This window comes from Acinetobacter sp. 228 (genome assembly GCF_048147885.1).
On the sequence record NZ_JAYWYV010000009.1, the window covers coordinates 1 to 22,443 of the forward strand.

Below are 22,443 nucleotides of genomic sequence, written 5' to 3' on the forward strand. Positions count from 1 at the left end.
GGGCCGTTAGCTCAGTTGGTAGAGCAGTGGACTTTTAATCCATTGGTCCCGCGTTCGAGTCGCGGACGGCCCACCATTCTTTTCCAAGAATGCCCTCTCAGATTTACTTCTTTATATTTCAATTATTAAATACGATTTCTACTCGTGTATTTCTGCTCGTGTATTTCTGCATCCAGATTTTAAACTCACGTGTCCAACAGCTCATATTTATTGTATTAATTTAAATCTTCTTTGAACCACGTCTTAGACTGGATCGACCAACTTTATCTGACATTATGGTTCGACATGAAAGGAAGTATCTTTGACCAGTTCATAGGCTTTCGAAGGTGCCGGATAACCTCGCTCAAATAATTCGCGGTTGGTTTTTTCCTTCTCACTGTAAATTTTTTCCAGATTCATAACCAGATGGTTCGAATCCTTAATCGTATAATAAAAACTCGCCCCTTCTTTACGGTTTATGACCAATTCAGTACGTTCCGGGTTGATCGACCAGCGATCCTTACGATAGGTGGTATTATGAGCTGTGCTGCTTCTCGTATTATCAATAAAAACTTTACCATACTGAAAAATACTACGGTGTACCGTACCATCCGGCAGTAAAGCCAAAATATATTCTGCCTTACCTTCTGTACAAGGTGCGAAACGCCCATCACAGTCAATTTCGGTATGATAGCGACCAATAAATGTTTTGGCATAATCGGGAACAGTGGTCGGATTTAGATCCGCCTCAACTGGAACAGCAGCCAGCCCTACAGCCTGAGTTAAGGATTTGGCACTGACTGCGACTACACCTGCGGTCGTATTGGCAGCAGAAACCTTGACCCCTTCTTCTTCTACAGCCTCTTGCTGATCTTCCTGTTCAGGCTTGACTTGATGCTGGTCACAGGCCTGAAAAATCACCACGCTCCCCAGTATCAGGCTACATTTAAGAAAATTGCTTGATGTAAAACGTGATATATCTACTTTCATTTTTTTAACCGACCCAGACCTAAAACATGGCGAGTAAAAAACACACAGCAAAGCTGATGAACTTTACATAAGAGTTCAATAGAATTTTCTATATGTTAGTGACTCTTAGACCGGGTTTTAATCTTTCTTAACATTACTTAACGATTTTATTTGTAATCAGCACTTTAAAAAGTTCGATCTAACGCCATTTCTTTTAATAATATGGATCTATTTTCTGGATTCAAACCTATTTTATCAGGAGATTTTAATGGCCAATGTTGGTTTATATCGCTCTAACCGCTCAAACATGATTGCAGGTGTGATGGGCGGTATTGCTGAACGTTTTGGTTGGAACGCAAATTTATTACGTCTTATCTTTGTGCTAGTTTCAGTGATGAGTGCCGCTTTTCCGGGTATTCTGGTTTATCTGATACTTTGGTTAATCATGCCAAAACAACCGTACAGTATTGAACATGATGGCGCTTATCAGCCCCAAGGCTATCAAAATCCTGTACGCACCGTTAATCAGGATAAACGCGATTATTAAGGTGTATAGCAAGGTTTAACTAGCGTTCTTGACAGGTTTCATCGAAGAGCTTCCTCCTTTCACCCCAGTTAAATGGGATGAAATTTTGATGCCACGGTAATTTCCCCAAGTTATTGTGGCTTTTTTTTGCCTATATTTTTTGTTATTTCTTAGCTGTATTACAGCTTTTCACTTTCTTTCTCAGTTAAATTCACGATAAGTTCAATATTCTAATTTTTGAAATGGATTTCACATGACTCAGGCAGAATGGATGATGCTCTGGCTCTGTGCCGTAGCAGCCCTGCTCCATGGTTTAAGCGGCTTTGGCTTTCCCATGATGAGTACGGCTGTTCTGTCCAGTGCATATCCGCTTAGCATCGCGGTTACTCTTGTCATTCTGCCCTGCCTGCTGCTGAATCTGATCATGCTGAATGCCGATCCTGTGCATAGCATGTTGAATAGCATTGGCTATTATATAAAACGCTATTGGCCATTGATACTCAGTAGCCTGATCGGCAGTGTACTCGGGGTCAAGCTGTTACTTTGGCTAAATGAGGCTTATTTAAAACTGTTATTGGGTCTGGTGATTGTATTTTATGTCTTGGACCAGTTACGGACACGGCCATTGCAAGTTAGTCCACATATTTCCAGCATGCTCTGTTTTGGTTTACTGGCCGGCATCATTGGAGGTGCGACCAATGCCATGGCACCTTTTCTGATGATGTATCTGATGAGTTGCCAGCTGTCTAAAACAGATATTGTCATTATCAGCAATCTCAATTTCATTGCCGGTAAACTGATCCAGCTGGTTTTACTGTTTCCAATTCTGATCACACTGGAAACCCATCAACAGCATATTCTGATCGGGATCAGCCTATTCGCCCTTGCTGGTGTCTGGATCGGAGGCAAAATACGCCATCGTTTGTCTCAGCAGCACTTCAAATGGGTTGTCCTGGCTTTACTTTTTGGCTTGGGCCTGTATGCCCTATGGCAAAGTACTGGATTATTGCAACAATCTGGTTATAGTATCTTTAAATAGGATGCTTTTTAAGCAAAACAAAATTACAAATTCAAAGTTAATATAAAAAATGATGTAAATAAAAACCTTGCAAGGAGAGCATATGACTCAGACCAACCTAGCTACCCCGACCAATGCCATGCCTAAAGGGCTGCTTAAAGGCTGGATTCTTATTCTTGTCGCAGCCATTGTGGCCTATGGCTTATATCTTTACCTGCCCTATGACCAGAATGCCAATAAAGGACTGGCACTTTTAGCCTTTATCGGTATCTTATGGTTGACTGAAGCCATTCATATCACGATTACAGCTTTACTCATCCCCGTGATGGCAGTATTGCTGGCCATGCCAATGGCCTCTGGTGAAGAACTGGTTCCGATTACCACGCAAGCCGCTTTGGCTACTTTTGCCGATCCTGTCATTTTCCTGTTTTTTGGTGGTTTTGCTTTGGCCACAGCGTTGCATATCCAGAAACTGGACCGGAAAATTGCCATGTGGATCATCTCCCTGTCCAGAGGGCATCTGGGCATTTCTGTACTGGCGATTTTTGTGGTGACGGCGCTGCTGTCCATGTGGATTTCCAATACGGCGACTGCTGCTATGATGCTGCCTTTGGCCCTAGGCTTGCTTTCACATCTGGATGTCAGCAAGGATCGTAAAACTTTTGTCTTTATCCTGCTCGGCATTGCCTATTCGGCCAGTATTGGCGGACTGGGCACCATGGTCGGTTCACCTCCGAATGCCATTGCTGCCAAGGCCCTCGGCTATGATTTTGCCGACTGGATGAAAATCGGCTTGCCGATGATGTTCATTATTCTTCCCGCCATGCTGGTCAGTTTATATCTGGTACTACGTCCAAAACTGAATTACAAAGTACAATTTGTAACTGAAAATATTCCCTGGACCGGTACCCGTATAGTCACCATGATCCTCTTTCTTTGTACTGCAATTGCCTGGATTTTCAGTAAAAAATTCACTGAAATTTTTGGTATTTCCCAGCCGGATACCTGGATTGCAATTTTGGCTGCCTGTATGGTGGTGATTCTGGGTACCGCAAGCTGGAAACAGATTGCAGAAAATACCGACTGGGGGGTCTTGTACCTGTTCGGTGGTGGTCTGACCTTGAGTGCCATTCTGAAGGATTCAGGCAGTTCGCTGGTACTGGGTCAAACGCTGGCCAATGCCTTTGGTGATGCCTCCCCACTGATAATTATTTTTGTAGTTGCTACATTTATTATCTTCCTGACTGAATTTACCAGTAATACCGCTTCAGCTGCCCTGCTGGTACCAGTATTTGCCGCAATTGCGGATCAGATGGGAATGCCCAAAGAAATTCTGGTGATTGTCATTGGCATTGGTGCCTCATGTGCCTTTATGCTGCCGGTAGCGACCCCGCCAAATGCGATTGTTTTTGGAACCGGTTATATCCAGCAAAGCGAAATGATGAAAGTTGGTTTTGTGCTGAATATTATGTGTATCTTTATTATTTCACTGTTTATTTACTGGTTCTTTATTTAATCATTACAGCTCTTAAGCATCACACCCTCTACAAAGCACACTCTGGTGTGCTTTGTCGTATTATTCGCCTATATGTTGAATCTTTCTCTCATCGAAAAATAATATGCTTTTAACAATGATAAAGATAAAGTCATTACATTAAAAATATCAAAAAGTGGCAAACAGATATTGGACAGGATATTTCACTTAATCTCTCAACCGATCCGAAACTCTCTCTGGAAAATGACACTCAATCTCGTGCTTGCACCTTTGATCATGACCCTAATTTTATTTTCTTATGCGCTATTTCATGAAGTCAGTTATGGGATTTTCTCCATTTTCAGAAGCCTGTTTTCAGCGCTTTTGATTAGCTTTTTGTCTGCCTGACATATTGGACGATGATCTTTCCTTTTCTATGAGTGGCTCACCTGCTGCTACGTCGTTATCAGCTGTTTAATATCCTCTCGATTTTAATGAGCAGCATTGAAAACCCTGATTCTAGCTTATCTCTCGCATCATCCACTCAAAGCTTTTAATGCCCATTTTTTTGTTTTTACTGAATTTCTTTCTACCAATGATACTGTTTTACAGTTTTCTCAGCGGGCAAGCCGACCAGATCTGATCAGGCATGGTCGCTTATATTCCATTTTAATCCGGTTTTAAGCTTTCATTTTAAAATGATTCAGCTCCTGGTTGAGTGCAGCAATCATGTCTGCCCGGCTGATAATTCCCACCAATTGCTGCTTGCTTACCACCGGAATATAGTTGAAGGAACGCTCGACAAAATATGGCACCAGATCCTGAATGGGCTGTAAGGGCTGTACCGTGATCACCTTACGGGTCATGATATGTTTGACCTGATGCTCCCAGCTGCTGCGCACATCGGTAGCACGCTTGAACCATTCCACCACCTGATACATTGCCAGCGTACCGACCAGTTGTTCATCTGCATTAACGACGGGCAGGCTCATCAGGTTCATCTGCTTGAACTTGTCCAGTGCATGCTGGATATCATCATTTTCATGCAGGGTTGCCACATCCTTCGTCATAATATCCTGGCAGCTAAATTCATGCACCGCACGCGCATTGGCACGGTTTTGTGCCTCCAGAATGATTTTTTGCAGGTCATATTCACTGATGTCCAGCAGCTCGGTATGCTGGTCCAGCACGTCCTGAATATCCTGCGGCTGAATGGTAACTTTCTGGGTCGGCGTCGGGTCCTTGGAACGGGTATTCAGTTGCGCCTGCTGCGGATAGCTCTTGCCAATCATGCGGTTAAATACAATGGCGATGATCATCAGCAGCAGTGAATTTAAGAGCACCGGATAAAACACAAAGGCATAGCCCAGATCATGTACCGCATTTCCGCCCAAGACCGCAGTAATCGCGACCGCACCACTCGGGGGATGCAAGGAATCTGTGGTCATCATCAGGACAATTGCGGCAGCGACAGCCAGACTAAAGGCTTCGGTCGGATTGGCAATGAGCAAGGCACAGCTCACCCCAATGACGGCAGCAATGGTATTGCCGACCAGAATGTTCCAGGGCTGTGCCAGAGGACTGGCCGGTACCGCAAACAGCAATACCGAAGAGGCACCCATCGGGGCAATGTACCAGGCTTCAAAATCCCCCAGAATCCATAAACTCAGCAGGGAGGAAACCACCAGACCTAGCAATGCCCCTATTCCGCAGAGCAGGCGGTCTTTGAGCGGAAGGACTTTGAAATTTGGTTTTAGGGTATTGAGCCAGTCGAGATGGGAATGAAACACAGTGCGCCTGATCTTATGGTTTGCAGATTTTGCGCATTATAGAACCAAGCCAGATGAAAGGCATCGCTGTTTTACATCTTTTCACCATTCGCGAATACATGTTTTTTAAAAAAATATTTCACTCAGGTTAAAACATTCATTCGGCTTTTTATAGAATGATCACTTCATCACCGGTAGTCATTTGCATGGAAAAATCCTTGCTAACCTTCTGCTTAAATAGCTGTTCAAATCTTTTTAAAGCAGCTTAATGGCTGATTTCAGGTTGAATCAGTGGCTGGATTTTTAGCAGCTCGACCTGACCATAATAGGTTGAAAATGCGACATCACCGGCATCGACGCCAGTGCCAATCCGAATGAGATTTTCAACCGGAGCCAGACGGGTCGGATCAAACAGTACCCACCCACCCTCTAAATAAGCTTCAAAAATGGCGTGAAAATCGGGTAAAAACTTTTCGATTTCGACATAACCGACCACCATGCGTGCTGGAATGCCTAAAGCACGACACAGCGCAATACCTAAATGAGCAAAGTCACGACAGACGCCCGCCCGATGGATGAGCACATCTGTTGCAGTACTAAACTGATCCGTGCTGCCAGAAACATAAAATATATTGTTATAAATCCATTGTTCAATCGCTTTGACCCGCGCATAACCCGGCGTCATCCAGCCAAAGGACCGATTGGCCATTTCTGCAAATAAATCCGAATTACAGTAACGGCTGGCCAGCAAATAAGGCAGCACCGCATCAGGCAAATCCGGAATCAGCACTTCATTCAGATTATGCTGCGCATCTGCATTGATCACCGGATGACGTTCAACTGTCGCGTTATAATGCACTTCAAAGACATCACAAGGTTGGACATGCAGACGTATATAACGATTTTGATGATTTAAATCCTGGAATTCACGCCATACGACAGGCATATTAAATGTCAGTTGTTGTTCAAGAATAGTTTGATCGGAATGATGTGCCGCCTGAATCAGAAAAACAAATTCTGTGGTCTGGACAACCTTATATTTTAAATGACATTGAATTTGATAAGTGGTCATGAATTTCCTTATTTTTAAGCATTATTATATTGTGTGAATATTAAACTAATTTTAGGATGCTAATCGTATAAGATCAGTTGAGCTTTATAATGCTCCGGTTAATCGGATGCCATATATCTGATTTATTCTTGATTTTTAAGTTAGCCTCAATCGGCCAGTAAAGCTGAAATCACGACAGATGCATAGATGACTCTTCTTGTTTAAAGGTATTCTGGATTTTTTCAAAAAAGGTTCCACACATTAACCCTTTGCCACTCCCCTGCAAAGTCCTTATAATTGAGCACAATTTTTCTCTAATTTTAAGTGGATGACCATGAGTCGCGCCATATCGCATATTGATACCTTCCAAGGCTTAATTCTTGCCTTACAAACTTACTGGGCGGAGCAAGGCTGTGTAATTTTACAGCCTTACGACATGGAAATGGGCGCAGGAACATTCCATACAGCGACTTTCCTTCGTGCTTTAGGGCCTGAAACCTGGAACGCAGCCTACGTTCAGCCGTCACGTCGTCCGAAAGATGGCCGTTATGGCGAAAACCCAAACCGTCTGCAACATTATTACCAATTCCAGGTGGTACTGAAGCCAAACCCGGACAACATCCAACAGCTCTACCTTGACTCGCTTAAAGCGATTGGAATCGATCCACTGGTACACGACATTCGTTTTGTCGAAGACAACTGGGAATCGCCAACCCTCGGCGCTTGGGGTCTAGGCTGGGAAGTTTGGCTCAACGGCATGGAAGTGACGCAGTTCACGTATTTCCAGCAAGTGGGTGGTGTTGAATGCTACCCGGTAACAGGCGAAATTACCTACGGTCTTGAGCGTCTTGCCATGTACTTGCAAGGTGTAGACTCGGTTTACGATTTAGTTTGGACCAAAGGTCAGTTCGGTACTGTGACCTATGGCGATGTGTTCCATCAAAATGAAGTTGAGCAGTCAACTTATAACTTTGAATATGCAAACGTTGAAAAAATGTTTGAGTTGTTCGATTTCTACGAAGCTGAAGCAACACGTTTAATCGAAGCTGAACTGCCATTGCCTGCTTATGAGCAAGTGATTAAAGCATCACACTGCTTTAACTTATTAGATGCGCGTGGCGCGATTTCGGTGACTGAACGTCAGCGTTATATTTTACGTGTGCGTACTTTGGCACGTGCCATTGCAAATAGCTATGTAGCAGCGCGTGCGAAATTGGGCTTCCCGATGGCTGAACCTGAGCTTCGTGATGAAGTTTTAGCGCAGTTAAAAGCACAAGTTGAAGCGGAAGCAAAAGTTGAATCTAAGGAGAGCAAATAATGTCTAAACATACCGTTTTGTTCGAATTAGGCTGTGAAGAACTTCCACCGAAAAGCCTTAAAAAATTACGTGATGCATTGCAAGCAGAAACCGTAAAAGGCTTAAAAGATGCTGGTCTTGCTTTTGATTCTATCGAAGCCTATGCAGCACCACGTCGTTTAGCATTAAAAATTACCAATGTTGATGGCGCGCAAGCTGACACGCAAAAACGTTTCGACGGCCCTGCAAAGCAAGCAGCCTTTGATGCGGAAGGCAACCCAACCAAAGCGCTTGAAGGCTTTATGCGTGGTCAAGGCATCACGGTTGATCAAGTATCGACTTTCCAAGCCGGTAAAGTTGAAAAAGTGTGCTACCTAAAAGATGTCAAAGGCCAAAGCCTTGATGCACTTTTACCACAAATTTTACAAAATGCCTTGGACAACCTGCCAATTGCAAAACGCATGCGTTCTGCGGCGAGCCGTACTGAATTTGTACGTCCTGTGAAATGGGTGGTATTGCTTAAAGACAACGACATTGTTGATGCAACCATTCAAGATCACAAAGCAGCTAACGTGACTTTCGGTCATCGTTTCCATGCACCTGAAGCGATCACTTTAACGCATGCTGACGAATACTTAAGCAAGCTTAAAGCAGCGCACGTTGTAGCTTCATTTGAAGAGCGTCAAGCGATCATCGACCAGCAAGTGAAAGCTTTGGCTGATGAAGTCAATGCCACTGCGATTGTACCTGCGGATCTGCGTGACGAAGTAACGGCACTGGTTGAATGGCCTGTTGCACTTCGTGCAAGTTTCGAAGAACGCTTCCTTGCAGTTCCTCAAGAAGCATTGATCACCACCATGCAGGACAACCAAAAGTACTTCTGTTTGGTAAATGCTGAAAACAAATTACAGCCTTACTTCATTACCGTTTCAAACATTGAGTCTAAAGATCCGACTCAAATCATTGAAGGTAACGAGAAAGTGGTTCGTCCACGTTTGTCTGATGCTGAATTCTTCTTCTTGCAAGATCAAAAGCAACCGCTTGCATCGCGTAAAGAGAAACTGGCGAACATGGTGTTCCAGGCAGAACTCGGTACGCTTTGGGACAAATCGACACGTATTGCGAAATTGGCTGTTGCACTTGCGCCAATTACAGGTGCAAACCCTGCTGATGCAGAGAAAGCTGCCCTTCTTGCAAAATGCGATTTAACTTCTGAGCTTGTGGGTGAATTCCCAGAACTTCAAGGGATCGCGGGCACTTACTATGCGCGTCTTGAAGGCGAAAATGATGAAGTCGCTGAATCTCTAGGTGAGCAATACCTGCCTAAATTCGCGGGTGACGTTTTACCGAAAACCAAAACAGGTACAACCATTGCCCTTGCCGACCGCTTAGACACATTGACGGGTATTTTCGGGATTGGTCAAGCGCCGACAGGTTCTAAAGACCCGTTTGCACTACGTCGTTCTGCAATTGGTATTTTACGTCTTGTGACTGAAAACGAGCTTGATGTTTCAATTGAAGATCTGATCAAGCTGGCTTTGGCTGCTTATGGCGATGTATTGAAAGATCACGACAAGACTTTGGCAGATGCTGTTGCATTCCTTGAAGGTCGTTACCGTGCGAAATACGAAGACCAAGGCGTTGCGGTTGATGTGATTCAAGCGGTTCAAGCCTTGTCTCCAAAATCACCGCTTGATTTTGACAAGCGTGTAAATGCAGTCAATCACTTCCGTGCATTACCTGAAGCGGCTGCGCTTGCTGCTGCCAACAAGCGTGTTGCGAATATCTTAGCGAAAGAAGCTGAGCCTGAAGGAAGCGTCGTTGAAGCAAATCTGGTTGAAGATGCTGAAAAAGCATTATTCGCTGAACTTGCGAAAATCACGCCTGTGGTCGAGCCTTTATTTGCTGCCAAAGACTACACTGCTGCGTTGTCTGCACTTGCTGCTCTTCGTGCGCCAGTGGATGCGTTCTTTGACGGTGTCATGGTCATGGCTGATGATGCTGAGCTGAAAGCAAACCGTTTACGTATGCTTGCTCAGCTTCGTGACTTGTTTACGAAAGTGGCTGATATTTCGGTGTTACAGCACTAATCGTTACAGATTGTAATTGACTAAAAAACCCGCTATCTTGATAGCGGGTTTTTTATTACGCACTTTCAATGACAGATAAAATACAAGCACAAATCACTCTATACAAAATTAATAAAAGTGGCTTATATCCTAGAGGTGATAAAAGTAATATTGCCACATTTGGTGGTTTAGAAGATTTTCTTGATGATCTAATTACTTGGACAACTTTAGATGATAAACCTTTAAAAGAAACATGCACCTTCTCTCCTATAAATGAAAAAGAAGTAAAAAGAACTTTTTGTTATGACATAAGAAAATCTGATTTAGATAATTTTTTACTTATAACTTGGAATGAAACTGCTTCCATTAATAATACCTTCCCTACAATTTCAGGCTCTTCTAAAGTAGGCGAAGCAGATATCAATTTTACTAGTATTAATGCAGATGATATTCCTGGATACCCTTCTTATTTTTATATCATGCCTAAAGAAAAGAGAATGGCATCAATTTCTTTTGAGCACTCACTCAATGGAAAAAGTAATTTAGAAAAATATCTTAAAGAGTTTTTTTCAAAATTAAGTCATTATGTTATTAGTGAACAACAAATAAGCTTGGAGGGAGATGATACACACTTTATAACAGGCTGGTCAGATGGCGAAACAACTCACTACAATCTGATTGGACACTTTGAAACAAGGTTAATTCGAAATAAAGGAAAGATTGAGCATTTAAAGCAAAATTGGAACAAAATTGCAAAGATGCATCAGCATAATAAAATTAACATCAAAGAATTTGTAAAATCTAATTTTATATCTAGGCTAACAAAAAAATTTATAGATACTCAAACACCAAATTTTCATGAACATAACGTAAAATTTTCTTTCGAAACCAATTATACGCCGAAAAGTTTAAATGAATTAAATCATATAATTGATGAGTGGAATAGTTCAACAGAGATAGACAGTAAGTGGGATGATCTAGGATTTTCTCTCGAAAAAGAAGCTAGTACTATATATTGGTTGAATAAAAGTATTGCTACAAATGAATTTGAAATACCACTTTTAAAAAATCAGAAAAATATTATAGAAAGTGAAAGTCTTATTTATTGGTTAGATAGAAATAAAAATGCAATATTAAAACTCGAGAATAGCAGTGATATTTAAATATTTGATGATCTTCTTTTTGTTAGTAATATTCTTTCAAATCGGAAGATTTATTCCTTTTACAGATCAAAAAGAAATTCTAACATCTTTATTCACCTCATCATCTATTATTTTTGCAATACTTGGAATATGGCTTGCCATTCTATACCCAGAAAATCTATCTAGCTTAGTTAAAAAAGAAAAAATGGTTTTTGAAACTGATGCTATTTTCCAAAAGTTAAATTTTAGTTTAGTTTTAACAACTTTAATTTTAATCTCAATCATTTTTTCTAGCATTCTGATGTATATATTAAAGAATATAAATTTCTTAATACCATATAAAAATTTATTAAGAAGTTTTCTTTTCACATACCTCTGCTTAATCAGCATACTCCAAGCCTATGCAATTTTAACTACTCTAATTCCTAGTAATTATTTTTACTACTTTTCAAGAAAAAACAAAAAACAAGCTGATTTCGTCAGAAGAAGTGGACCTGTAAAAAGGTAATCACTTTCCACTCAAAAAAGAAATTAAGTTTTATTTTTTAAAATGATTCCCTATACTCAAACTAACAACACTCAACAAGAAAGAATCATATGAAATTTAAATCATTCATAAACCAATGAAAAATAAATAATATTTGCAATTCACTCTGGGATCATGCTAGAAATTGGAGAAATAATAAACAATTAAATCCTTGAGAAAAAATTGAAAAAGAATATCTTAATAACAGGCTATATAGTGTTGTGTGTAGGAGGTTTACAAGCCTGTGATATCACGATATCTAGTAATGACACCTCTACGACGCCAGCCAACGAAAATACCGTGGCTACATTTGACTGTGATAAGCAAAGCAAAATGAAATTTCGTGAGGAAAATAGCAATATTACCTTGGACGGACAGTGCGAAAGCGTGCAAATTGTGGGTAAAAACAATACCTTTATTATTGCCAATACCCAATCCTTACAAGTTTCAGGCACTAAAAATACAGTATATGTGAAACAGGCCAAAACCGTACAGTTGGCGGGTACCGGCAATAAACTGCATACAGATCACACCAACTCTATGGCAGTTGCGGGCATGAGAAATAGTGTGAAAGCCAATACCGTTAATAAAATCCAGGTTGCAGGAATGTTAAGCAAAATTGATATCAATACACTTGGTTCAATTAACCTTGCCGGGCTGGGGTTAAGAGCTGAATATCAACAAAGCGTAGACTCCACACAACCAATCCAATTTCACAATTCAGGTGTTTTCAATAAAGCGGAACAGATCATTCAGTAATAACTGGGTCTATGGGTCTAAAAGCTATATAAAAGTATATGATAAGGCCCGAAAGACTAATCTTCCGTGACTGAAAGAGAATACGAGATAAACCAGTTTCATTTGAATAATATTATCATTAAAAAAACCCTCCCAAATATTCATCACAAAATATTTATATAAATATTAATATCTTATGCAAATACTTACCCTATATTTTAATAGTTCATCAATTTAGTATTTATATAGAATAATGTTTATGCACTACACCCACCTCTTCAGACTTGAAAGAGTAATTACCTGACTCTTCAAGTATTTCCCATTTAAGCAAGCTAGAAATATTTATTATAAGTAATAAAAAATTTATATATTTATCGTTGGTCTCTATCATTCTTCAAAGGACGGCTATAGGCATTTCACCTTATATTTCATATACTCAACCTAACACCACTCAACAAGAAAGAATCATATGAAATTTAAAACACTCATTCTGACTGGTCTTGCGAGTATCGCAGTTACAGCTTGTACATCTGCGCCAAAAATCCCACAGCTTCAGGTCGGTGTCTTACAGGAAGTCCAAAATATTGAAGTGGTTCCAGACACGACCAACAACAAGGCAAAACTGACCAAATTCCTCGATAAATGCGTGATTGAATTCACCGGCGATATTGGCAATAACCGTGTTATTGAACAATGGTCATTTAAAGGCATGACTCTAATCGATGCCGGCTCAGCGACTTTCCAGCGCGATGGCACCAGCACCGCACAAAAATTTAACCTGCACGATGCAGGCGTACAAAAGAACTTTGTCAGCTTACGCGAGCATTTTGCCAAAGATGCCCTGACACAATGTGACTAAAAAGACCGCCCTATTTTTAATATAACTTTCATATAAAAATAGGGCGATTTATTCTGTTAAAAACGACCCCAGCCTTCTCCAGATCCTTTCCGAATTTTCTTTAAAATTACAATATTCTGGCACAGCCCCAACTGAAAGCCCTGCACTCTCCACAGGATATTCATTGTTTTTGACCAATTATCCGTTACACTGAAAAACAAACTCAGACCGCACTTAGACGAATTCGAGGTCGATCCATAATGAATATCAAAACCCCAATTATTTTAACGACAGCTTTAATGCTTTCTGTTCCAGCATTCGCACAAACCACGACTCAGTCTGCTAAACCGGTTAAACCCTATGGTGAAAATCCGAACCTGCTGCATGTCTTTGCCTATAAAGCACAGGAAGGCGTGATTAATACTGCCGAGAAAGTCGGTGAAGCAACGGAAAAAGGCATTGCCAAAATCAAGCCGGGGGTAGACCGTGCCTGGAGCAATACCAAGTCTGCAACCTCAGATACACTGCAAAAAGTAGATCAGGGTGCAACTCAGGCAGCCCAGCAAACCGGCCAGAAAATTCAGCAGACCAAAGAAGTCTGGCGTGGCAATTCACAGCAGGCACCTATTGTGCAGCAGCCTCTGAGTCAGTCGAGTGCGACACAAACTCCAGGCACGACGCAATCTCAACCCCAGTCCAGCTCAGCTACCAGTTATGCGATAACTGATTGATAAAAAAAGCCCGTAATGGGCTTTTTCTTTTATGTCATTGAATATATTTGAAGCTTTCCTTAGACTTAACTTAAATAAAATAATTAGAAAATAATAAAAATGAAAAAACTTCTATTCAGCTTTCTAGCTGGAATTGTTTGTGGCGTAACTATTCTGTATATCACCTTATTGGTTTCCGCTGATACCGTCACGACTCTTGCTGCCATTCCTCATAAATTGTCATCTTTTCACAGTCCGTCTACTGCACCGCAATATACGCATAAAGCGCAAGGCAAAAAGATTCAGCATATTGAATATCTCGAGGAAGATGAATTTAAATCTGCTGAAGGCAATAAAGCGGATCTCTATCAGTTAACGGGCATGTGCAAGTTAACGATTGGTATCTATGGAGAAACTATTTATAGCTATCGAACGGCTTATTTTCAAAAAAATCGCCTGATTCACATGTTGGAAACTGACTATCGAACTTCTTATGGTCAATTCCCTGATCAGGAAGTACCTGAGTCCAAACGTATTTATCAGGAAGTAGTGTTCAATCCCAACTCCCAACTCGTACAAGACGAATTTTCTACACTGTTGTCCAAGTACATTACGCTAGAAAACCAAAAAAAATGCTGATCTAACATGATCAGCATTTTGAAATCAATTGACCTGTCGGATCGGCTGACCTTGTTTAAATGCTGCTACATTTTCCACCATCTGATCCACAATCCGTTGTCTTGCATCGACACTGCCCCAGGCATTATGTGGCGTCACAATCAGGTTGGGAATTGTTGAATCAAGTAGCACATTGCCCTGTTTTGGTGGTTCTACCGTTAGAACATCTGTCGCTGCACCGGCAATCTTGCCTGCACGTAGAGCCTCAGCCAAAGCAGCTTCATCGACGATACCCCCACGCGCACAGTTAATTAAAAATGCACTGCTTTTCATTGCATCCAGTTCAGCATAACTGATTAAATGGCGGGTATCTTCGGTGAGTGGACAATGCAAAGTTAAAAAATCGACTTGAGCAAGCAGCTCGGCAAATGGTACACGCGATGCATCCGCCGGACGATTTGGCAGCGCGGCAATGAGCACTTTCATGCCAAAGGCTTCGGCCAGTTTCGCCACCGCATGGCCCAGTTCGCCATAACCGACAATGCCCAATGTTTTTCCGGCTAGCTCGACAATGGGCGCATCCAGCAAGCAGAACTGGCTGGCTTTTTGCCACTCGCCTTGTTGTAACGCACGTTGGTAAGACAGGAATGAAGTTGCCAGATTCAGCATCAGCATGATGGTATGCTGCGCGACTGCCGAAGTGCCATAGGCCTGACAGTTACATACCACGATCCCGCGTGCTTTGGTCGCCGTAAGGTCGACATTGTTGGTACCGGTTGCAGAGATTAAAATGAGTTTAAGCTCAGGGCATTGTTGAATGGTAGCTGCATCGATCACGACTTTATTGGTTATGATGACCTCCACATCGGCTACACGAGACTGCACCTCTTTGGCCGAGGTGGCAGGATACAAGACAAGCTGGTCAAATGCTGCATGCAGTTCCTGAAAGTCCAAATCCTGCTGGTCTAAAGAAGCATAATCTAAATAAACGGCTTTCACGGCTGTTTCCTCAATCCTGTTTGACAATCTATTCTTGTGATTTAAAACAAGTCATTGAGTCTTTTCAACCTGTTTCCAGCCTGGAACAATTAATCCAGCGGTTTATCCATATGGTTACGTAATGACTTGCGGATTCGATACACCACATACACGGATAGAATAATCATAAAAATGACGGATGCACTGACCATAATCACCGCAGGATGCACACTTTCTGCATATGCCAGATTGGGCAGAACCAAACCGAAGATAAAACATACTTGCATCATCCAAGTTGCTCGCATCATAGAGATCCCCTTCTTCGTTTTAACCATCGGGAACGGTATTATTGATTTATTATTTATACCGCTTATCTCTATATTATGCCAAGCCCATCACATGTCAAGTAATTGTTTTTTATATAAATTTTTAGTTAATTTATCTCACTGTGTGTCACAAAATGCGTATTTTTGTCACTATCGTCTATAAAAACAGCAGCACCATATTCATTGGTACTCAGATTCAGCTGCTTATAGCTAAACATATAAAAATCGCTATAGCGCTTCATTAAAATCGGGTGCATGCCCAGACTGAGCTCATCCTGTTCCTTGATCAGTTTCATGATATGCCGGTCGTTCATCACCACAAGATAACGTTCATCATTCAGGTTAATACTCAGTAAACCGTTACCTTTGGCATAAATCGGAAGCAGGAATTTATGGTTTAGTGCAATTGCACCTTCTGCATAACTTTCAATTTTATGACTGATGACATTAAATACCAGACCATGTCCATACTGGTCCAACAGCAACTGGCGATTTTCCTGCGGCAAATTCACATGAATGCCGAGCTTGAGCAGGTCATGCTGATCGACCTGTTTATTACGCAAAAGTTCCCGCAAAATCACCTGTTTCTGTGTGGCATCAAAAAACTGGTTATCCAGTTGCAGATCATTATTTTTCAGGATCTGCCCCAAGGCCATGCGGTGTCGTGGCAAGACATTTTCGATTACCTTGCGGTAGTAGAACTTGCTGTTTTTCTTGACCCGGCGCATTTTCTGGTAGAAATAAGTGGGCTCATATTCATGTAGCAAAAAGTCATACAGCAGTTCGGAACTGGCCAGAACCGCGATGGCATCATGCCCGGTAAAAGGCAAATGCAACACATGATGATGCGGGATCAACGCTGCTAATTTCAGATAATGCGCCCGATCTTCGGCACAGTAAGGATCATAGACAATAATATATTCACAGGCCGGATCAATGTCTTCAGCATCAATCCGCATTCCGGCATTCAGCTCTGGTTGATAGAACATGTTGTAGCGGGCATCGTGTACATCTTCCGGATCAATCGAATATTGTGGCACCATCGCCACCATCCGTTGCACGCCCAAGGCACGGGAATATTTGATCGCGGCATAGCCACCCATCGAGCCGCCATATGCAATACGCTGCTGAAACGGCGCGATCAGTTCAGCAATTGCCTGTAGCATGTTCCACATGGAACCTTGTGGAAACCAGGATTTATGCTTGGGCATAATGCCAATGACATTAAATTCAAATTTTGACAGTGACTTTTCTGCATTGATGTTGAGGCCCTTGGCACGGGTAATCAAATCGCCAAATGAAAAAATCAGTTCTGAAGAAGATCCCGGCATAAAAATCGCGCGTATATGTTCATCTTCAAAAACAATCTGCTTGTCCATAACTTTCCCGTACTGGTAAAACGAACCCTTCCACAACAATTCAGTCAATGAACGCTGTCAAAAAAGTGAATATGCTATTTTATAGGGATCGAAAAGATTAAAAAGCGCAAAATATGACACAATCATTACATCCGGCAGCAAAACGGGGTTTTAGTGCGTCGGCTGAGCTATATCAGCAAGTGCGTCCCGATTATCCGGCAGAAATCAGCCAGTGGCTCAGTGAAACGCTGGCTTTGCCTGCAGATGCACATCTTCTGGATTTGGGCTGTGGCACCGGCAAGTTTATCCCCTATTTACGCTCGCTGAGTACCCATATTAACGCGATTGATCCTGTCCCGGAAATGCTGGCTCAATTAAAACTGGCCCATCCGGACATTCATGCGATTGAAGGTGCTAGCCAGCAGCTTCCCCTGCCCGATCATAGCCTGAATGCGGTATTTTGTGCACAGTCATTTCACTGGTTTGCCGACACTGCGACCTTGCAAGAACTCGCCCGGGTACTCAAACCACAGGGTTATCTGGTGTTAATCTGGAATCAGCGCGATACTCGGGTCGACTGGGTTCAGGCCTTGGCCGATTGTATTGCCCCCTTGGAAGGCGATACGCCACGCTATCATAGCGGCGCCTGGCGCCAGGTCTTTACACAGCAAACGCTATTTCAGCCCTATGCAGAAACCACAATGGCTCAGCAACAGCATGGCTGTGTGGAACAGGTAGTATCCAAACGGCTGCTTTCGACCAGCTTTATTGCAGCCCTGCCCGTACAGCAGCAGGCCCTGTTAAAACAACGATTCGAACAGATCATTCAGCAATATACCGCCAAACGCGCAGAAGAAATGATAGATTTTCCGTATATCACCCATATCTACGTGTTCAAGAAAAGTACTTAAAAACAGGAGGCGATCATGCAAAAAATACCAGGAATAACACGAACGCTACTGTTCGCCGCAGCCATGCTGCTGATGGCATGTGACCAGAAAACGACCGAAACTCCAGCTGAAACTCCAACAGATAACATGGCTTCAGATCAGGTCATGCAGGAACTGAAAACTGAACCGCTCAAAGAATTTCCCAAAACTGCCGATGATCCGCACGATATTGCCGCATTGATGGATTATGAACAGCGTTTTCAGGAAATGAGCAGTGATCTGGAAAAAGAGTTAAACAGCATGCGCGACGATGAAAATATGACAGCAGAATTTGTCCAGCAACGTCAGCGGGATCATGTCCAGTCTGCCCTGAACATGCTAAAAGCCTTAGAGCTGAAAACCGAACAGGGCCGTTATATTCAAGGGCTGATGTATCAATACTGGGAGCATCAGGAACAGTTGCTCAATAGTCCGCCGACTCAGGCAGCGACTGTAAATGAAGCCAGTGAGAACGTCAAAGGACTGGGGAAATACCTGCATGCCCAAGAGCAGCTGGAACACTGGCGTTTGCAATACCCCGACCTCGCCAAGAAAGAACCAGCTTCCCGGCAAGTGAAGGAATAGTCCAGGATGCGAGAATGTCACACAGCTTAGATAAAATACAAAAATAATCTAAGCTGAAATCTTAGCTTTAAAACAGCATGGGTCAACAAGGCCAGATCTATTGATGCTGTATTTCAGTATAAATGCCTGTCCGTCCTGACCATAAAATGAGTTAATGTGCTGTGAGAAACTGATGTACACCTTCACCTGCCGCGCGACCTGTGGCAAAACAGGCGGTCAGCAAATAGCCACCGGTTGGTGCATCCCAGTCCAGCATTTCCCCGCACAGAAAAACATACGGGTTGGATTTGAGTTGCAGCTGTTCCGACAACACTTCACGCCTTACACCACCGGCACAGCTGATCGCCTCTTCAATCGGACGAAAGCCGGTGAGTGGAATGGTCAAATGCTTCATCTGCTCGGCTAATGCAGCAGTATCTTGCCATAATGGCTTGGCTACCAATTCCCGTACTAAAGCCGCCTTGGCACCATCCAGTCCGGCTTTACGCCAGACATTACTTAAAGACTGCTTCTTGCTTGGCTGTAGTTTTTTCGTCAATTGTTCAACACTTTGGTCAGGAAAAAGATCCAGACTAAGCTGCATGTTTCGGCCCTGTTTCAGCTGCTCACGTAAACTCCGACCCTGCTTATAGATCAGGCCACTTTCCAGACCGTAATGGCTAATTACGATATCGCCAACGGTCTTTTCACCTTGCCCGACCCATGCTGCAACACGTTTCAGCGGCTGACCAAAGACTGGCTGCATAAACCGGGACCAGGGATATTCCACTCCGGCATTACTGGCCTGGAAAGGCTCAATTTCATCCGGCTTTAACCAGGTTTGCCATGCACCATCACTACCCAACGCTGACCAGGACACTGCACCACAAGCCAGAATAATGGCATCAAAATCTTCAGTGCGGCGTTCATTATTTTTCAGATCATGCAGCTCAAGCTGTTGCTGCTGCAACTGGCTGACTTTATGCCGGTAATGAAACTGAACGCCATCACGGGCCAAACGCTTGAGCCAGGCACGCAGCAAGGGTGCGGCTTTCATTTCAGTCGGGAATACCCGGCCGGATGAACCAATATAAGGTTCAATACCGAGCTGTTTCATCCAGTCTTGAATCCAGAGCGCATCCCAGCGTTTGATCCAGGGAGACAACCACTCCACCTGATCATAACGCTGTACAAACTGTGGCACAGGCTCGGCATGGGAAATATTCAGGCCGGTCTTGCCTGCCATCAGGAATTTTCGTGCAGCAGACGGTTTTTGCTCATAGACATGCAGCTCATACCCAAACTGACTGAGCACTTCTGCTGCCATTAAGCCTGCGGGGCCTGCGCCCACAATAGCAATGCGTTTGCTCATCTGCTTATTCCGCTACGGTGGCATTCTGCCCTTGTAAAGGCTGGAAATCATCAAAGCGCGTTACATAGCTTTCAGGCTTGCTGATGATCAGTTGCTGGCATAATTCGCCACGTTCCAGATATTTAATTTCAAAATGGGTACGCGTCGAATCTGCAGCAATCACTTCTTTGACAAAAGGCAGCTTCCAGAGCTCTCGCACCTGTGTTTCTGCTTCTTCGATATAGGCAGGAATATTACTGGCCAAAGTAATCGTTCCCCCGGTTTTCAGGCGCGAAAGCAGAAACTCAAAAAATGGCATATTGACCCAACGCTGTGCCGGATTATGCGGTTCAGGATTTGGATATAAAATAAAGAATTGTTCTACCTGCTGCGGATAGAGTGCATGCACGATCCACGGTAAAGCATCGGCATGAACGGTTTGTAAATTAGTTTGACCCTCAACAGCATGCTGTTTTTGCATCGCCAGAAATTTTTCACGGGTACGTTCAATTGCAATCAGTTGAGTGTCGGGATTGTTCTTGCTGAATAACAAGGCATGTTTACCTTTACCCGCTCCCACTTCAACGCAGACCGGTTCAGGACTGATGCTTTGAAACTCACGGGGCGCATGCATACGCTGTGCTTGAAATTGACGAATCGGCATAATCAGATCAAACTAATAAAAACTGCATAAGTCTAACAAGTGCGGCTATATTTGCCTAATCGAACCTTTATTTTTCTTTGGAGTTATTGTCATGCCCACCACTTTAAACTGTCCGCGCTGTGGCAAGCTGACCACATGGGAAAATAATAAATTCCGTCCTTTTTGCTCAGAACGTTGCAAGATGATTGATCTAGGTGCTTGGGCCAATGAAGAATATAGTTTGCCTACCCAGGATGCACCACAAGCCGATAACAGCGAAGAATAAAATGCTAGATGCTCTTTATATTTAAATCATTCATCCCAAGGTTAATCAAGTCCATTGATTAACCTTAAATAAATAGAATATGAGTAGTTTCTGGCCCTTTTAAATCACACTGCATGCTGTTCGCTAGCCTTCAATCAGATTCATTTTTGGAGAAATCTCATCCTTTCCTGTTAATAGACTAGGTCGCCTAGTTTTCACCTTGCCCGATAAAAGTACAAGTGTACCCATTTTACCGCAAATAAAAAATTTAATTGTTTATCAATAAAAAACAACAACTAATATTTTCAAGCTATACTCTCAAGATAATAATATCCCCTAGATTATTCTTAATAACTGCTATTTAAATAATGGCCTATCTGGGCAAACAGAGGTAATAACTATAAATATTAAAAAATTATGTAACGGAGAAAGCGATAGGGCTTTGGTGCTTAAAAATCTTATTTTTTTCTATTTATCGGCTGCAGTCTGGCCAGTTTGAGTTTTGGGATTTATCTTTTCGATCTTCTGATCATTACAATTGGTTTTTTGCTGATTCTGGCAGCCAGTCTGATTGTGCTGGAATTAAGACAGTTACATAGCGAGTCCTTTCAACGGGACTGATAAAGCTGGCTCATCAATCCCGAGCTCAAAGTTTTAACCCGCTTTACCTGCAACAAAAGGATTATGCTGCTTTTCAAAACCAATGGTGCTGATCGGACCATGTCCTGAAATAAATCGAGTTTCATCTGGCAGGCTGAAACATTCACGCTGAATTGAATCTAAGAGCTGCTGATGGTTGCCACGCGGGAAATCGGTGCGGCCAATTGAGCCTTTAAACAAGACATCACCTGTCCATAACAGGTCATAATTTTTGTTATAGAACATCACGTGACCCGGCGTATGTCCGGGGGCAAAACGCACTTCAAATTCTTCATTGCCAAGGGTCAGCACTTCACCACCTTCCAGCCACTGGGTCACTTCGACTTTTTCCGGAATCGGAAAACCATAACGTGCCGAAACTTCCTGAATCATGTCAAGCCAGAATGCATCTTCCTTATGCGGTCCGATTACCGGTACATTCCAGACCTTTTTTAATGCACCCACCGCCCCGGCATGATCCAGATGGCCATGAGTGAGCCATAAGGCCTTAACCTTTAAACCCAATGCTTCCACTTCAGCTTTCAGTTTTTCAGGTTCGCCTCCTGCATCAATCAAAATGGCTTCTTTGGTGTCCGCATCCCAAATGATCGAACAGTTTTGCTGAAAGGCAGTAACTGGAACAATTTTGACTTGTAACATGGGGTG

23 protein-coding genes and 1 tRNA gene are annotated in these 22,443 nt (G+C 42.7%); 14 read left to right on the plus strand and 10 right to left on the minus strand.

Annotated features, from left to right (window positions below):
* Positions 1 to 76: transfer RNA gene (locus VXQ92_RS08575), tRNA-Lys, on the plus strand.
* A gap of 197 nt (positions 77 to 273) precedes the next feature.
* Here VXQ92_RS08575 and VXQ92_RS08580 read toward each other — a convergent pair.
* A complete protein-coding gene (locus VXQ92_RS08580) occupies positions 274 to 969 on the minus strand; it encodes a hypothetical protein (RefSeq protein WP_416681107.1) in 696 nt (231 codons plus the stop codon).
* 247 nt (positions 970 to 1,216) lie between these two features.
* On the opposite strand from VXQ92_RS08580, the gene VXQ92_RS08585 reads away from it, so the two are divergent.
* The 3 genes from VXQ92_RS08585 to VXQ92_RS08595 all read left to right on the plus strand — a co-directional run bounded on the left by VXQ92_RS08585 (position 1,217) and on the right by VXQ92_RS08595 (position 4,008).
* A complete protein-coding gene (locus VXQ92_RS08585; RefSeq protein ID WP_416681108.1) occupies positions 1,217 to 1,495 on the plus strand; it encodes a PspC domain-containing protein in 279 nt (92 codons plus the stop codon).
* A gap of 232 nt (positions 1,496 to 1,727) precedes the next feature.
* Positions 1,728 to 2,513 carry a sulfite exporter TauE/SafE family protein gene (locus VXQ92_RS08590; protein ID WP_416681109.1) on the plus strand — a complete coding sequence of 262 codons (786 nt, stop codon included), beginning with the start codon at positions 1,728 to 1,730 and terminating at the stop codon, positions 2,511 to 2,513.
* Between the two features lie 82 nt (positions 2,514 to 2,595).
* The gene (locus tag VXQ92_RS08595; RefSeq protein ID WP_416681110.1) at positions 2,596 to 4,008 is read left to right on the plus strand and encodes an SLC13 family permease; all 1,413 of its coding nucleotides are present in this window, start codon (positions 2,596 to 2,598) and stop codon (positions 4,006 to 4,008) included.
* Positions 4,009 to 4,646: 638 nt separating this feature from the next.
* Here VXQ92_RS08595 and VXQ92_RS08600 read toward each other — a convergent pair.
* Both VXQ92_RS08600 and VXQ92_RS08605 read right to left on the minus strand, forming a co-directional pair.
* Complete coding sequence (locus tag VXQ92_RS08600) at positions 4,647 to 5,756, minus strand: HPP family protein (protein WP_416681111.1); 1,110 nt, start codon at positions 5,754 to 5,756, stop codon at positions 4,647 to 4,649.
* A 244-nt stretch (positions 5,757 to 6,000) separates the two neighbouring features.
* Positions 6,001 to 6,807 (minus strand): transglutaminase-like domain-containing protein, encoded by an 807-nt coding sequence (locus VXQ92_RS08605; RefSeq protein ID WP_416681112.1) that lies wholly within the window; start codon positions 6,805 to 6,807, stop codon positions 6,001 to 6,003.
* Positions 6,808 to 7,120: 313 nt separating this feature from the next.
* On the opposite strand from VXQ92_RS08605, the gene glyQ reads away from it, so the two are divergent.
* From glyQ to VXQ92_RS08620, 3 genes are all read left to right on the plus strand, one after another.
* Positions 7,121 to 8,104 (plus strand): glycine--tRNA ligase subunit alpha, encoded by a 984-nt coding sequence (gene glyQ / locus VXQ92_RS08610; protein WP_005095400.1) that lies wholly within the window; start codon positions 7,121 to 7,123, stop codon positions 8,102 to 8,104.
* A complete protein-coding gene (gene glyS, locus VXQ92_RS08615) occupies positions 8,104 to 10,173 on the plus strand; it encodes a glycine--tRNA ligase subunit beta (RefSeq protein ID WP_416681113.1) in 2,070 nt (689 codons plus the stop codon). Before glyQ ends, glyS begins: the two co-directional genes overlap by 1 nt.
* Before the next feature lie 68 nt (positions 10,174 to 10,241).
* Complete coding sequence (locus tag VXQ92_RS08620; protein WP_416681114.1) at positions 10,242 to 11,315, plus strand: hypothetical protein; 1,074 nt, start codon at positions 10,242 to 10,244, stop codon at positions 11,313 to 11,315.
* 66 nt (positions 11,316 to 11,381) lie between these two features.
* Here the strand turns inward: VXQ92_RS08620 and VXQ92_RS08625 are convergent, their stop codons facing one another.
* Entirely contained in the window at positions 11,382 to 11,684 is a 303-nt protein-coding gene (locus VXQ92_RS08625) for a hypothetical protein (protein ID WP_416681115.1), read from the minus strand.
* A 352-nt stretch (positions 11,685 to 12,036) separates the two neighbouring features.
* Here VXQ92_RS08625 and VXQ92_RS08630 point away from each other — a divergent pair, with 352 nt between their 5' ends.
* The 4 genes from VXQ92_RS08630 to VXQ92_RS08645 all read left to right on the plus strand — a co-directional run bounded on the left by VXQ92_RS08630 (position 12,037) and on the right by VXQ92_RS08645 (position 14,745).
* Positions 12,037 to 12,579 carry a DUF3060 domain-containing protein gene (locus VXQ92_RS08630; protein WP_416681116.1) on the plus strand — a complete coding sequence of 181 codons (543 nt, stop codon included), beginning with the start codon at positions 12,037 to 12,039 and terminating at the stop codon, positions 12,577 to 12,579.
* Positions 12,580 to 13,027: 448 nt separating this feature from the next.
* On the plus strand, positions 13,028 to 13,417 hold the full coding sequence (locus tag VXQ92_RS08635; protein ID WP_064094915.1) for a hypothetical protein: 390 nt from the start codon (positions 13,028 to 13,030) through the stop codon (positions 13,415 to 13,417).
* 239 nt (positions 13,418 to 13,656) lie between these two features.
* Complete coding sequence (locus VXQ92_RS08640; RefSeq protein ID WP_144724195.1) at positions 13,657 to 14,127, plus strand: hypothetical protein; 471 nt, start codon at positions 13,657 to 13,659, stop codon at positions 14,125 to 14,127.
* A gap of 99 nt (positions 14,128 to 14,226) precedes the next feature.
* Positions 14,227 to 14,745 (plus strand): hypothetical protein, encoded by a 519-nt coding sequence (locus tag VXQ92_RS08645; protein WP_416681117.1) that lies wholly within the window; start codon positions 14,227 to 14,229, stop codon positions 14,743 to 14,745.
* Between the two features lie 24 nt (positions 14,746 to 14,769).
* Here the strand turns inward: VXQ92_RS08645 and VXQ92_RS08650 are convergent, their stop codons facing one another.
* The 3 genes from VXQ92_RS08650 to VXQ92_RS08660 form a co-directional block, all read right to left on the minus strand.
* On the minus strand, positions 14,770 to 15,723 hold the full coding sequence (locus VXQ92_RS08650) for a 2-hydroxyacid dehydrogenase (RefSeq protein WP_416681118.1): 954 nt from the start codon (positions 15,721 to 15,723) through the stop codon (positions 14,770 to 14,772).
* An 89-nt stretch (positions 15,724 to 15,812) separates the two neighbouring features.
* Positions 15,813 to 16,010 (minus strand): hypothetical protein, encoded by a 198-nt coding sequence (locus tag VXQ92_RS08655; protein ID WP_081406315.1) that lies wholly within the window; start codon positions 16,008 to 16,010, stop codon positions 15,813 to 15,815.
* 125 nt (positions 16,011 to 16,135) lie between these two features.
* On the minus strand, positions 16,136 to 17,407 hold the full coding sequence (locus VXQ92_RS08660) for a hypothetical protein (protein ID WP_416681119.1): 1,272 nt from the start codon (positions 17,405 to 17,407) through the stop codon (positions 16,136 to 16,138).
* Positions 17,408 to 17,520: 113 nt separating this feature from the next.
* Between VXQ92_RS08660 and VXQ92_RS08665 the strand changes: the two genes are divergently transcribed.
* Positions 17,521 to 18,297 carry a class I SAM-dependent methyltransferase gene (locus VXQ92_RS08665; RefSeq protein ID WP_416681120.1) on the plus strand — a complete coding sequence of 259 codons (777 nt, stop codon included), beginning with the start codon at positions 17,521 to 17,523 and terminating at the stop codon, positions 18,295 to 18,297.
* Between the two features lie 15 nt (positions 18,298 to 18,312).
* On the plus strand, positions 18,313 to 18,900 hold the full coding sequence (locus VXQ92_RS08670) for a hypothetical protein (protein ID WP_416681121.1): 588 nt from the start codon (positions 18,313 to 18,315) through the stop codon (positions 18,898 to 18,900).
* A 151-nt stretch (positions 18,901 to 19,051) separates the two neighbouring features.
* On the opposite strand, the gene VXQ92_RS08675 is transcribed toward VXQ92_RS08670, so the two are convergent.
* Positions 19,052 to 20,251, minus strand: a complete 1,200-nt coding sequence (locus VXQ92_RS08675; protein WP_416681122.1) for a TIGR03862 family flavoprotein — start codon at positions 20,249 to 20,251, stop codon at positions 19,052 to 19,054.
* Positions 20,252 to 20,255: 4 nt separating this feature from the next.
* Positions 20,256 to 20,900 carry an SAM-dependent methyltransferase gene (locus VXQ92_RS08680; protein ID WP_416681170.1) on the minus strand — a complete coding sequence of 215 codons (645 nt, stop codon included), beginning with the start codon at positions 20,898 to 20,900 and terminating at the stop codon, positions 20,256 to 20,258.
* An 85-nt stretch (positions 20,901 to 20,985) separates the two neighbouring features.
* On the opposite strand from VXQ92_RS08680, the gene VXQ92_RS08685 reads away from it, so the two are divergent.
* Positions 20,986 to 21,159 (plus strand): DNA gyrase inhibitor YacG, encoded by a 174-nt coding sequence (locus tag VXQ92_RS08685; RefSeq protein ID WP_416681124.1) that lies wholly within the window; start codon positions 20,986 to 20,988, stop codon positions 21,157 to 21,159.
* Positions 21,160 to 21,792: 633 nt separating this feature from the next.
* On the opposite strand, the gene VXQ92_RS08690 is transcribed toward VXQ92_RS08685, so the two are convergent.
* Positions 21,793 to 22,437 (minus strand): MBL fold metallo-hydrolase, encoded by a 645-nt coding sequence (locus VXQ92_RS08690; protein ID WP_144724201.1) that lies wholly within the window; start codon positions 22,435 to 22,437, stop codon positions 21,793 to 21,795.
* Between the last annotated feature and the right edge of the window lie 6 nt (positions 22,438 to 22,443).